9 protein-coding genes are annotated in these 13376 nt (G+C 40.2%); 5 read left to right on the top strand and 4 right to left on the bottom strand.

Features of this window, described 5'->3' with window-relative positions; translation table 11 throughout:
* Positions 1–59: 59 nt before the first annotated feature.
* Both C1A09_RS04205 and C1A09_RS04200 read right to left on the bottom strand, forming a co-directional pair.
* Entirely contained in the window at positions 60–563 is a 504-nt protein-coding gene (locus tag C1A09_RS04205; RefSeq protein WP_101542505.1) for an RNA polymerase sigma factor, read from the bottom strand.
* Between the two features lie 200 nt (positions 564–763).
* A complete protein-coding gene (locus C1A09_RS04200; RefSeq protein ID WP_101542504.1) occupies positions 764–1387 on the bottom strand; it encodes a trimeric intracellular cation channel family protein in 624 nt (207 codons plus the stop codon).
* Between the two features lie 127 nt (positions 1388–1514).
* On the opposite strand from C1A09_RS04200, the gene C1A09_RS04195 reads away from it, so the two are divergent.
* Entirely contained in the window at positions 1515–2609 is a 1095-nt protein-coding gene (locus C1A09_RS04195) for a UDP-N-acetyl glucosamine 2-epimerase (RefSeq protein ID WP_101542503.1), read from the top strand.
* A 183-nt stretch (positions 2610–2792) separates the two neighbouring features.
* Here C1A09_RS04195 and C1A09_RS04190 read toward each other — a convergent pair whose 3' ends face one another.
* Positions 2793–3623 carry a DUF4595 domain-containing protein gene (locus C1A09_RS04190; protein ID WP_101542502.1) on the bottom strand — a complete coding sequence of 277 codons (831 nt, stop codon included), beginning with the start codon at positions 3621–3623 and terminating at the stop codon, positions 2793–2795.
* A gap of 274 nt (positions 3624–3897) precedes the next feature.
* Here C1A09_RS04190 and C1A09_RS04185 point away from each other — a divergent pair, with 274 nt between their 5' ends.
* The 4 genes from C1A09_RS04185 (at position 3898) to C1A09_RS04170 (ending at position 9965) form a co-directional block, all read left to right on the top strand.
* Positions 3898–6483, top strand: a complete 2586-nt coding sequence (locus tag C1A09_RS04185) for a DUF5686 and carboxypeptidase-like regulatory domain-containing protein (protein WP_101542959.1) — start codon at positions 3898–3900, stop codon at positions 6481–6483.
* Positions 6484–6486: 3 nt separating this feature from the next.
* Positions 6487–7752: a replication-associated recombination protein A gene (locus tag C1A09_RS04180; RefSeq protein WP_101542501.1), complete on the top strand. Its 1266-nt coding sequence runs from the start codon at positions 6487–6489 to the stop codon at positions 7750–7752.
* Positions 7753–7876: 124 nt separating this feature from the next.
* Positions 7877–8833, top strand: coding sequence for a D-2-hydroxyacid dehydrogenase (locus tag C1A09_RS04175; protein ID WP_101542958.1), 957 nt, complete (start codon positions 7877–7879; stop codon positions 8831–8833).
* A gap of 25 nt (positions 8834–8858) precedes the next feature.
* On the top strand, positions 8859–9965 hold the full coding sequence (locus C1A09_RS04170; protein WP_101542500.1) for an endonuclease/exonuclease/phosphatase family protein: 1107 nt from the start codon (positions 8859–8861) through the stop codon (positions 9963–9965).
* A gap of 148 nt (positions 9966–10113) precedes the next feature.
* Here the strand turns inward: C1A09_RS04170 and C1A09_RS04165 are convergent, their stop codons facing one another.
* The gene (locus C1A09_RS04165; RefSeq protein ID WP_101542499.1) at positions 10114–13305 is read right to left on the bottom strand and encodes a TonB-dependent receptor; all 3192 of its coding nucleotides are present in this window, start codon (positions 13303–13305) and stop codon (positions 10114–10116) included.
* Between the last annotated feature and the right edge of the window lie 71 nt (positions 13306–13376).

The raw sequence follows: 13376 nt of genomic DNA, 5'->3' as shown, positions 1-13376 counted from the left end.
TATATCATAATGTCAAATCCCTCATTTATTTGACATATACATTAAAATATAAATAGACATTAAACAAAATCCTTTAACTCTTCCTGTAACTTTTGTCTCGTAAAAAAGATGCGGCTTTTCACTGTTCCTAATGGCAACCCAAGCCGTTCGGCTATCTCACGGTACTTAAAACCAGAGACATGCATAGAAAAAGGAACTTTATAATCACGTGGCAATGAATTGACGATACGATGCATTTCTTTTAAATCATAAGACCCTTCAGTGCTTGCGAAACCGGAGTCTTGGGGCATATTCAAATGATACAAATTATCTGTTTGGTCTACAAATGTCTGTTCACGGACAATTTTCCGATAATTATTAATAAAGATATTGCGCATGATTGTGTACATCCACCCTTTAAAATTAGTATCTGGTTCAAATTTATCCTCATTATCCAAGGCTTTTAGAGATGTCTCCTGCAACAAATCATTCGCTTCTTCCCGGTCGGCCGTCAATTTGTATGCAAAGCGAAGCAGTTCTTCTTGCACAGCAAGTAAATCTTTTCTAAAACTGTAAGTATTCATACTTTGCTAAATTTTTTATGGTTAATATTCGTTTAGGTTTTATGATTGCAAGTATACGGAGGATTTCAAATCTCTTAGGATGAGATATGATTTTTCTTTGGGGTAAAAACTATCAATTGACAGTTTTCACCCCTTGTTTTGACAGTTTTCAGGTACCGATATGCCTAAACGATAACCAAATTTAGAAAAATATTCATGAATTATGTTTCTTCATCTCCACTCCCCGAAAGAATGGGAAGACAGATTTTATATTTCACCGCTAATATACGGGTAACGAAAACCGTAACACCGCCAACTACCTGACATGCATAAGACTCCATGCCCATAAGATCACACAACCAATAGAAAGTCCCTCCTACCACACAGGCCATGGCATAAATTTCTTTACGGAATATCAGCGGGATTTCATTGATGAACACATCACGAATAACACCTCCCGCCGCACCGGTAATACTACCCATAATAATAGCCACCCAGAATGGATATCCCAATGCGATACTCTTACCCACACCGACAACTGTAAACAATGCCAAGCCAATGCTGTCAAATATAAAAAAAGTATTATGCAAATGAATTAGATGTTTCCCAAAAAAGATAACCCACAAAAGAGCCAATCCGGTACAGATTAAATATATAGGATCTGTCATCCAACCGGGAGTCACATCCAGTAAAAGATCACGTATCGTACCGCCACCTATAGCCGTAACGAACCCTACTACATACGCCCCAAACCAATCAAACCGTTTTGCCGAAGCCAGACGTATACCACTGATGGCAAAGGCAAAAGTTCCTATAAAATCGAGTATCTGAACAAATGTTGGCATGAAAATAGAATTTTAGATTTACGATTTAAGATTTTATGATTGACATCTATCAATTTTATCGGCAAAGTAACGAATAATTTCCCTAAGAATACGTATTTTTGTCTCATCATTTTTCACCTTATAAACAATGAAAGTAACCATCGTATCGGGAGCACGTCCCAACTTCATGAAGATAGCCCCTATCTGCCGCGCCATTGACGCAGCCAAAGAAACCGGAAAAAAAATTTCATACCGTATTATATATACCGGTTCTAAAGACGACGCCACTTTAGATGCCTCTCTTTTTTCCGACCTGGCCATGAAAAGTCCCGATGGTTATTTGGATGTCAGCGGACGTGACCACTCACAAGTAGCCGCTTCCATCATGTTGGCTTTTGAAAAAGAATTAAATGAACATCCTGCACAAGTGGTACTCGTAGTAGATGACATGACTGCCACAATGAGCTGCGCCATCGTCGCTAAAAAACGCGGACTGAAAGTGGCACATGTCATTGCCGGTACACGTTCATTCGATATGAATATGCCTCGTGAGGTGAACCGTACAATAGTAGATGCCATTTCCGATTATCTCTTTACAGCCGGCATGGTAGCCAACCGTAATCTTAACCAAGAAGGGATGATACCGGAATATATCCATTACGTAGGAAATATCCTCATTGATACCATTCGTTACAACCGCCACCGACTGGTACAACCATTGTGGTTCACTAGCCTTGGTTTACGTAAAGGCAACTATCTTTTACTGACCCTAAACCGTCACGACCTACTGGAAAAGAAAACTGTATTGCACTCGCTGATGCAAACCCTTTTGGAGAAAGCCAACGGAATGCCCATCGTCTCTCCTTTGCATCCATATGTAGAGAAAACATTAAAATCATTGGAATTGAAAGCCCCCAATCTGCATATCCTGCCTCCACAGAGTTACTTGCATTTTGGCTTTCTCATCAACCAGGCCAAAGGGATCGTAACCGATTCCGGTAATATCGCAGAAGAAGCCACATTCCTTGACGTTCCATGTATTACCCTCAATACATACGCCGAACATCCTGAAACATGGCGCATCGGTACCAATGAGTTGGTTGGCGAAAATTCTTTTGCTCTCTCCGCCGCACTGGACAAACTACTTCAAGGTGAATGGAAACATGCTACCCTACCCGAACGCTGGGACGGACGGACGGCAGAACGTATCGTACAAACGCTCATAAATGGAGAAAAACTTTAAATAAAGGTTACCAAAATACTTGCCTATAAAAACCTTACGAGTTGTACAACCGGAACGGTATAAGCTATATGACTTATACGTGATGGGTTGTACAACTCGTAAGGTTTCATTGGTAATCGCAAAAGCGGATAGTTATCCGCTTTTGCCCTACACATAGGCGACATTAATAATCGCCGTCATTTATTATTTATAAGTATATTTGTACTTGCTACCATCTGAATTGAATACAGTAGGATAATCACCGTCAAATTCATAAGAATAATTAGAAGTATAACTGTAATCTCCCTCATCGACAGACTTCACTGATTTCAGCATATTTTTAGTAGACTTACCAAGCAGCCCTGCATAATAAGCATACTCCAACTCATCAAGATCAACTACTTCATCAAAGAAAGAGAAACCGATCTTATTTACTTCGCCTCCATAAGTAGAAGTACGTGTATTCGTACCGGAATCGGTATCACCGTCTTCCTTTTCAGTCCAGTTTTCTACTGTCTTAGTAATGTTACCGTCCTCCCAAGTTAATTGAATTTTTGTAGTATATTCGTCTCCGTCACTATCTTTTTCATTTATCTGAACAGTTGTTAAATGCCCATCCTTATCATAAGAAAATGACATCGTAGTGTTGGATGTATAAGTCTCGTTATTATATACTTCTGTATACACCCCGGTACCATGTGATATAAATCCATTAGAACCGATATTCATTGTATAAACCTCGGTATCTTTTGAATTACCATACTCATAGATACTGGTCATTGTTACTGTATTACCAGAATAAGCAAAGGTGTATTTAGAATCACCATCATCCACACTTACCAACTTATTGTCAGCATAAGTGAATTTAGTAACACCTCCATATGCATCACTAATAGTTGCAACTTTCTTTACTCCTTCAGGAAAGATATTACCTGTACCTGCATTTTCCGCATTATTGTCATCATCCCCACAAGAAGTAAATCCCACACATAAGAATAAGGCAATCATACTTGCCCATAAATTAAATTTTTTCATATTACATTTTGTTTATTTATTTTTGACAGCGCAAAATTATTAATTTTACAATAATGCACAAATATTTTTATACAAAAAAAACATATTATTTCATCAAATAAACACACTAAATTGTCTATTTTCTTGATTAAATATATAGAAATCAATAACATTGATTTAGACAATAAAAATTACCGTCATTGTTTCTCTTTAAACATCCCTCTCATTTCTTTAAAATATATTTGCTTCTTGTTTAGCTGTAATTTGTTAACTTTGCAGCCTGATTATGAAATATATGAAGCAATTATATACCATTATTATTTTATTCTTGCTATCCCTATTTGCCTCTACAGGCGCATCGGCACAGATTAAAGGCGTTATTACAGACTCCCTCACTCACGAGCCATTGATGTATATCACTGTTCAATATGAAGGTAAAGGTGTGGGTAGCATCTCCAATGCCGACGGAGAATATCATGTAGAAGCTCATAAAGGATGGGATGAACTGACTTTTTCTGCTATCGGATATGTTACGAAAAAAGTAAAATTCGCTCCAGGCACCAAAGTATTGAACGTAAAGATGATGCCTGCCGACGTTATGCTTTCTGAGGTTGTCGTTAAACCCAAAAAAGAAAAATACTCTCGCAAAAACAACCCTGCCGTGGAGTTCATGAAGAAGGTTATCGAGCACAAAAAAGCTCTAAAATTGGAAGAGAATGATTACTACCAATATCAGAAATACGAAAAAATGAAGATGTCCATGAACGATGTTACTCCAGAAAAAATGGAAAAAGGCATCTACAAGAAATTCTCTTTTTTCAAAGACCAGGTAGAATTGTCTCCTAAGACCAATAAGATGATTTTGCCTATCTCCATCAAGGAAACAGCCTCCAGAACCATCTATCGTAAAAGTCCTAAAAGTGAAAAAACAATCATCGAAGGTATGAACTCTACCGGCATCGAAGAGTTTTTTAGTACAGGTGATATGCTAGGGACTATTCTGACCGATGTATTCTCGGACGTAAACATCTACGACGACGATATCCGCTTATTGCAGCGTCGTTTCGTCAGCCCTATCGGACGAGGTGCCATCAGTTTCTATAAATTCTATCTTATGGATACTTTGATGGTGGATAAACGGGAATGTGTACATCTTACTTTTGTACCTCAGAACTCTCAGGATTTCGGTTTCACCGGACATTTGTATGTTGTTAAGGACTCTACTTATGCCGTTAAGAAGTGTATTATGAATCTCCCTAAAAAAACAGGAGTCAACTTTGTGGAAAATCTCGATATCGTACAGCAATTCGAACAATTGCCCGATAGTAACTGGGTGCTTACCGACGATGATATGACCGTAGAACTGGCATTGATGAAAGGTATACAAGGATTGGAAGTGCAACGAACTACGAAATACAGTAATTATAAATTCGAAGAGATAGAACCCCGGTTGTTTCGTTTAAAAGGAAGTGTCATCAAAGAAGCCAACATGCTTTCGAAGAGTGATGAATACTGGGCTCAAGTGCGCCAAGTGCCGCTCACCAAAAAAGAAAGTAATATGGATATCTTCATGAATCGTATTGAACAGATACCGGGCTTCAAATATGTCATTTTCGGGGCGAAAGCGCTTATTGAGAATTTTGTGGAGACCGGTAGCAAAAAACATCCGAGTAAGTTCGACTTCGGACCGATCAATACCATGATTACCAGTAACTATGTGAATGGTACCCGTTTCCGTGTCAGCGGTATGACTACAGGAAATCTTGACCCTCACTGGAGTTTCAGCGGATATGGAGCATACGGTACGAGAGACAAGAAGTGGTTTTATTCAGGACAAGCCGCATATTCATTCAACAAACGTGAATACGTATTATGGGAGTTTCCCAAACATTATCTTGGTTTCAAGTACACCTACGATGTAATGTCGCCTATGGACAAGTATCTGGAAACTGATAAAGACAATATGTTTGTCGGCTGGAAGTGGACAAAAGTGGACCAAATGTCTTATATGCGTGATGCCACCTTAATGTACGAATTAGAAACCAATACCGGTTTTTCTGTTAAAGCCATGGCACGTCATCGTAACGACCAACCTGCCGGAATGCTTCAATATTGGAAAAACAATGGGGACGTTCCGGGTGAGTGGGATCAAAAGAATACATTGGTACATGATATTACCACTGCCGAACTGGGTGTGACTTTACGTTATGCTCCAGGTGAGACCTACGTCAACACCAAGCAACGCCGCGTTCCCGTATCACTGGATGCTCCTATTTTCTCCCTCTCCCACACTACCGGTTTTAAAGGTGTACTCGGTGGAGACTATAACTTTAACCTGACAGAAGCAAGTATCCGCAAACGCTTTTGGTTTGGTTCCTGGGGCAAGCTGGATGTCACGGCACGTGCCGGAGCTCAATGGAATACAGTCCCGTTTCCCTTGTTGAACCTGCCGATGGCAAACCTTTCGTATATCACACAACATAATGAATCGTTCTCGCTTATCAATAACATGGAATTCTTAAACGACCGTTATGCCTCTCTTGCCCTGACATACGACATGAACGGAAAACTATTCAACCGCATCCCGCTTATTAAAAAACTCAAATGGCGTGAAGCATTTCGTATTCGCGGATTGTGGGGTACATTGACAGATAAGAACAATCCATATAAAAGCAGTAACCCCGATTTGTTCCTGTTCCCGATGCGGGACGGTATGCCTACCAGTTATGTAATGGGCAAAACGCCCTATATAGAAGCCAGTGTAGGTATATATAACATTTTCAAGTTACTACATATCGAATATGTTCGTCGCCTCACCTATACAGATATTCCGGGAGTGAAAAAAGGCGGTATCCGGTTTATGATTTTAATGATATTCTAAATTATGCCTCCATTAGCAGAACGGCTTCGGCCCAAGACATTAGATGAATACATCGGTCAGAAACATTTAGTCGGACCGGGTGCAGTGTTGCGTAAGATGATTGACGCAGGACGTATCTCCTCGTTTATACTTTGGGGACCACCGGGAGTAGGAAAAACGACATTAGCACAGATCATAGCCAATAAACTCGATACTCCGTTTTATACTCTCAGCGCCGTGACCAGCGGTGTAAAGGATGTGCGCGACGTGATAGAGCGCGCCAAGAACAACCGTTTTTTCTCGCAATCAAGTCCAATCTTGTTTATCGATGAAATCCATCGTTTCAGTAAGTCCCAACAAGATTCATTGTTGGGCGCTGTGGAGCAAGGTACTGTCACCCTGATAGGAGCTACCACAGAAAATCCTTCTTTTGAAGTGATCCGTCCATTGCTCTCCCGTTGCCAACTTTATGTATTGAAGTCGTTGGAAAAAGATGATTTACTGGAATTACTTCAACGAGCTATTTCCACAGATATCGTCTTAAAAGAACGAAAGATTGAACTCAAAGAAACTACCGCTATGCTACGTTATAGCGGTGGAGATGCCCGGAAATTACTCAATATCCTCGAACTGGTAGTACAATCCGAAAACTCCGACCCTGTTGTCATTACCGACAAAATGGTGACCGAACGGTTGCAACAAAACCCATTGGCATACGACAAGGATGGAGAGTTACACTATGATATTATCTCTGCATTCATCAAATCTATCCGGGGAAGCGACCCCGACGGAGCTGTCTACTGGCTTGCACGTATGGTTGAAGGAGGTGAAGATCCTGCTTTCATCGCCCGGCGTCTTGTCATATCCGCTTCCGAAGACATCGGACTAGCCAATCCCAATGCTTTGTTGATAGCTAATGCATGCTTTGACACTATCATGAAAGTTGGTTGGCCCGAAGGGCGTATTCCTTTGGCGGAAGCTACCATATATCTTGCCACAAGCCCTAAGAGCAATTCTGCATACATGGCTATCAATAATGCCCTGGAGATTGTGAGGCAAACCGGTAATCTACCTGTTCCTCTGCACTTACGCAATGCTCCCACCAAACTGATGAAACAGTTGGGCTATGGTGATAATTACAAATATGCCCATGACTATCCCGGTAATTTCGTCCGTCAGCAATTCTTACCCGACGAATTGAAAAACCGGATCATCTGGGAACCGCAAAACAATGCTGCTGAACAAAAACATAAAGAACGGATGCAGGCATTGTGGGGAAAATATTCTTGAATTCCTTGAAAGGAAAAAAGAAAATGCTCGCTACTTGATAAAGTACATAGATGAACCAATAATAAACCAAACTATTCCTCCTTCTTCTTTTTTCAGGGAGATGGAAGATTATAAATCACAAATTATGAAAATAGTAGTATTAGACGGTTATGCCGCCAATCCCGGAGATCTTTCGTGGGACGAATTAAAAGCATTAGGTGAATGTACTATCTATGAACGTACTTCTCCTGAAGAAGTACTGGAACGTGCCGCCGGAGCCGAAATCCTGTTAACCAACAAAGTGGTGCTTAATGCTGAAATCATAGCGGCTTTACCGGAACTGAAATATATTGGTGTACTTGCCACCGGATATAATATTGTTGATGTTACAGCAGCTAAAGAACATGGTATCATTGTGACTAATATCCCCGCATACAGTACCGATTCAGTTGCACAAATGGTCTTTGCCCACATCTTGAATATCGCCCAGCAGGTACAACACTATACCGACGAAATTCGTACAGGACGTTGGAGCAACAGTCCTGATTTCTGTTTTTGGGATACTCCGCTCATCGAGCTTCGTGGAAAGAAAATAGGTATCATCGGACTGGGACATACCGGCTATAATACAGCACGTATAGCTATAGGCTTTGGTATGGAAGTCTATGCTTATACCTCAAAATCCCCCTTCCAACTTCCTCCCGAAATAAAAAAGATGGAACTTGACGAGCTTTTCAGTACGTGTGATATTGTCAGCCTGCATTGTCCTCTCACCGGCACAACCCATGGACTGATAAACTCGAAACGTCTCAAACAGATGAAACCGACTGCAATCCTTATCAATACCGGACGCGGACCGCTCATCAACGAGCAAGACCTTGCGGATGCCCTGAACAATGGCACTATCTTTGCCGCCGGTCTGGATGTACTTACCCAAGAACCTCCCCGATCCGATAATCCTCTGCTCACCGCCAAGAATTGTTATATCACTCCACACATTGCGTGGGCAAGCAGTGCTGCACGCGAACGCCTTATGCAAATTATGCTTGAAAATGTAAAAGCCTATTTAGGTGGAAAGCCGGTTAACAACGTTGCCAAGTGACATTAGTATTTGATAATTAACTCTTATGGGAAAAGCCGCAGTCAAAGGACTATTTCATATCATTATAATAGCCGCCACCATTGTTTTGGCGGCTATTACTATCATAGCTTCCCGATCGGGACATTCTGTTCCTGTTAATTCCGTAATTATGCCCCTGTTGGGACTTGCTATCCCGGTTTTGCTACTTTGTAACCTGGCAGTAGCTATTTGTTGGACATTTGCACGTAAGTGGTGGGCTTTAGTGCCTTTGGCAGCTTTCCTTTTTAACTGGCCATATCTGACATCTGTCATCCAGTTTAACTCAACTCATGAAATACCAACAGATGCTTTGGCAAAAAACAATCGCCCTAACGGTTATCTGACTGTTGCTACCTACAATGTACATAGTTTCGGTAATGAAATAACCGGTTATTCCTGTAAAGAAATAGCTAAATATATGCAAAAGAAGCATGTTGATGTACTTTGTTTCCAAGAGTTCGGTGACAACAAATATTTTCCCGTAGATAGTTTACGCCATGCACTTTCCTATTGGAAGTATGTTTCCATACCCACCGGAAATTCTATCCACAATGTTCTCCCCATCGCCGTATTCAGTCGTTTCCCACTAGCAAACGAGCGTTTCATTGCCTACCCATATAGTGCCAATTGTAGCATGACATGTGATATTGTTTTAGGTATGGATACTATCCGGCTCCTAAACAATCATCTGCAAACTACCAGTGTAAGTCAAAATCGTAAAAAATGGCAACGTGAACTTGCCACAGATGATACCCGCCGTGAAGCCCAAGCTATGCAAGATGCTGCCGGAACTTTGCATGATAACTTTGTAAAACGTGCCGCCCAAACAGACAGTATCTGTCATCTTGCCATAACCAGTCCCTATCCCGTACTTGTATGCGGTGACTTCAATTCTTTGCCTTCTTCCCATACTTACTATCAGTTATCAGAAATCCTGCAAGACGGTTTCAAAACCGGAGGTTGCGGTTACATGTATACTTATCGTTACGGAAAGCGCTTATTCCGGATTGATTATGCCTTTCATTCTCCCGAACTTGAATGTATAAACTATTATTCTCCTGATTTGGATTTATGTAGCGATCACAATCCGGTGGTGTTTACGGTAAAATACTAAATTCGGTTTGTACTTTTATTATCCTTTCATCCTTTAGCCGGAATAGTATAGAATATACTCGCATACCAAATAAAAATAGAGGGTCGTTCCGGCTATTCCGAAACAACCCTCAACATCTATTAAATATTAAATAAACCTTGGCTCCTCATTAGAAAGTCAAACGGATACCCACTTGTGCATGCCAACGCGAAGCGGTATCATTCTTAGTGATCTTTGCGTTGTTGAAATAATAAGTAGGAGTCTTTTGACCGTTATTATCCGTAGTTAAAGATGCTACTGTAAGCGGTGAAAGGTTATAGGCAGAACTATAGTTTACACCCCATTTTTTATTAAGCATATTAGCAAAATTGATAATATCGAATGTGAACTCCAGTTTACCCAGTCCTTTAGGATTATAGATAGTCTGAGCTAAATGGAGATTGATCTCATGTTCCCAATTGCTGAGATTAGAGTTCCTCACAGCATATTGCCCACGATGGTTCTTGGCATAATCGTCGTTCTCAATCCACCGCGCAAATGCCTGACGACCTTCTTCTGCGGTTCTGACAAGTTCATTCTTATCATATTCATCTACAAAGTTCATTTTGGCAAGTTCGCTTTCCGTAGGAATATACAATAAAGAATTACCGCTAAACCCATCACCGTTAAAATCAGACTTTTCATTCATTGTCAAGCTATAGCGGCTTCCTGAGAAAGCATTATAAATTACAGAAATAGAAGTACTCATCCAGTTATTCCAATACTTCGGAGTAGTATAAGCAGCCTGTACCATTATACGATGGGGTATATCAAACTTGGAGAAACTGAGTTCATTACCACTATTAGTATCATGTGAATAATTATACTTCCAGTTGGAATATGCTACAGAAGAAGTCCCGTCATTTACAGACTTGGAATGTCCAAATGTATATGACGCTGACATATCAAGACCGAATCCAAAGTGTTTTTCCAACAACGCAGATAAAGCATAGCTATATCCTTTATTCGTATTCTTCAAATTAATGATAGAATAGTAATCACCGGCTTGCGCTTTATAATAAGGAGAAGTAGAAGCTTCTACGCCAGGAACAGCATAAACCTGTCCGTTCTCGACCAATGCCAAATTTTCGAAGAAAACATTATTCATAGTCTTTGAATAAACTCCTTCAAGAGTCATTTTCACATTACCCGGTAAAAATTGCTCATAAGCCAAATTAGCGCGCAAAACTTGCGGATACTTAAAGTTCTTTGAGGTAGTCACAATATCCTGTTTGGCATCCGTTGTTGCGGCTGCTTTCGGATTTTCATGGTATTCCGTCAAAGTAGGAGCGCCGTTAGTATAGTTTTTATCAGCATCCTTAGGAGCGATAGTAGTTCCTTTCTGCTCCATGCCTGTATTATTAAAGGAGTTACTGAGCCATACAAAAGGTACACGTCCGGTAAAGATACCTACCCCCCCACGAAACAAAGTACGGTGGCTGTCATCAGCATACCAACTGAAACCTACACGAGGTGAGACCATCAATTTGGCACTCGGAGTCTCACCCACTTTTACACCCATGTTACGTTCTGCGGCAAAAGTATTGAAAGCCGGATTAACGGTAGGTTTGTTAAACAGTAAAGGTATGTCAAAACGAATACCATAAGTAAAGTTGAAATTACGGGATACAATCCATTTATCCTGAACATAAAATCCAAACTGACCGGCTTTCATCACAGGAGCATATTTCAAATCACCACCCGTAAGTGCCGGATCACTATACTTATAAGTAAACTGATAGGGTTTGTCTTGCATAAATAAATCTAATGAATTGTAATACCATGCCCCCTCGGATGCCTGGATAAACAAGTTACTGATACGGTATATTTCATTATGCGTACCGAAAGTCAAGGTATGATCACCCAAATACCAAGAAAGGTTATCTTCAAAGCTATATACATCTTGATCCAACTTGTTAGCCCCTGAAGAATATTCAGTTCCTACATTAACTGTTATTTTAGTTTGACCATCAGCAGCCAATACATTTTTGATCTGAAGATTTGGACCTAAATAATCTGTATCACGGAAATCGCGTACAAAAGTACCGGACGCACGGAATTCATTGTACATTTTGTCACCCAAACGAGAATTCAACTCAGCTACAATAGAATTGGTTTTATTATTCATGCGATAACCACTATTCTCAAAATAATAAGTAGTAGAGTTAGCGCCATATACATCCTTATAAGAATTATTGTGCTGGAAACGTACAGCCAACTTATGATTATCATTAATATTCCAGTCTAAACGAGCCAATAAGCCAAATGACTTTTGTTCAATATCACGTTGATTATAAGCATCGGACTTACCGGTGATTTTAGCATATTGATCAACAATTTGTTTTGCAGTAGCAGTCGTTATGTAGTTAGTGGTGTACCCCGGATAAATACTGAAAGGATAACTGTTTTTTTGCCCTTCTGCACTTACAAAATAAAACAATTTATTCTTAACGATAGCTCCTCCAAGTGTGCCACCATACGTGCGGTCAAATTGCTGAGACATTGGAGATTTAATGTAATCACGGATAGCACTGTATTTACCATACATATTCTGATTATTAAAGTAAGTGTAGGCCGATCCATGGGTTTCATTAGTACCCTGTTTTGTAATGGCATTGATACCACCACCAGTAAATCCACCCTGGCGTACATCATAAGGAGCAACTACAACCTGTATCTCCTGAATCGCATCCATAGAAATAGGATTGGCTCCGGTTTGATCACCATTCGTTCCACCGGAAGAAAGTCCGAATACATCGTTAGCTACTGTACCGTCTATCTGGAAACTATTGTAACGATTATTAGAACCGACAAAAGTAATGCCTCCTATCTTAGAAGCTGTAACCAAAGGACTGTTCTTCACAATGTCGTAAATGTCACGGCTTACTGTCGGAGTATTTTCAATATTTTCAAGCGAAAAATTCTTTGCTGCACCCGTTTTGGTTTTAGCATCGGCAACTACAAGAACCTCATCCAACAACTCAGAACTTGGATGTAGCGTAACATTCTGAACATAAGTATTACCAAGTTCCAGAATAATACCTTTAAATACAGAAGTCTGATAACCTACATACGATACTTGTACCTTGTACGGACCTCCCGTACGCATACCTTGAATTGTGTATCGACCATCAACATTGGTGATAGCCCCATACGAAGTTCCTGACGGTTCATGAACAGCCATAATTGTAGCACCAATCACAGGCTCATTTTGTTCATCAATTACCTTGCCACTCATCGCAGCAGTAGTAGTTTGCGCATTAACGCCTATAGTAACCAAGAATGAAATTACTATAAACACAAATCTCAGTCTTTTTAACATAATACCATTAAATTAATTCCTTAAAATGTTATATTTCTCAAAACACACACAAAGATAAGTAAAATAATGTA

It is taken from the genome of Bacteroides cutis (assembly GCF_900241005.1).
GTDB lineage: Bacteria > Bacteroidota > Bacteroidia > Bacteroidales > Bacteroidaceae > Bacteroides > Bacteroides cutis.
Note: the sequence above shows the minus strand (reverse complement) of the source record. Positions and strands in the feature narration are given on the sequence as shown.

Bases quoted from the DNA above. Each gene is read 5' to 3' on its own strand.
- C1A09_RS04205 (WP_101542505.1), bottom strand. From the start codon at position 563: ATGAATACTTACAGTTTTAGAAAAGATTTACTTGCTGTGCAAGAAGAA.
- C1A09_RS04195 (WP_101542503.1), top strand. From the start codon at position 1,515: ATGAAAGTAACCATCGTATCGGGAGCACGTCCCAACTTCATGAAGATA.
- C1A09_RS04185 (WP_101542959.1), top strand. From the start codon at position 3,898: ATGAAGCAATTATATACCATTATTATTTTATTCTTGCTATCCCTATTT.
- C1A09_RS04175 (WP_101542958.1), top strand. From the start codon at position 7,877: ATGAAAATAGTAGTATTAGACGGTTATGCCGCCAATCCCGGAGATCTT.
- C1A09_RS04180 (WP_101542501.1), top strand. From the start codon at position 6,487: ATGCCTCCATTAGCAGAACGGCTTCGGCCCAAGACATTAGATGAATAC.
- C1A09_RS04190 (WP_101542502.1), bottom strand. From the start codon at position 3,623: ATGAAAAAATTTAATTTATGGGCAAGTATGATTGCCTTATTCTTATGT.
- C1A09_RS04170 (WP_101542500.1), top strand. From the start codon at position 8,859: ATGGGAAAAGCCGCAGTCAAAGGACTATTTCATATCATTATAATAGCC.
- C1A09_RS04200 (WP_101542504.1), bottom strand. From the start codon at position 1,387: ATGCCAACATTTGTTCAGATACTCGATTTTATAGGAACTTTTGCCTTT.
- C1A09_RS04165 (WP_101542499.1), bottom strand. From the start codon at position 13,305: ATGTTAAAAAGACTGAGATTTGTGTTTATAGTAATTTCATTCTTGGTT.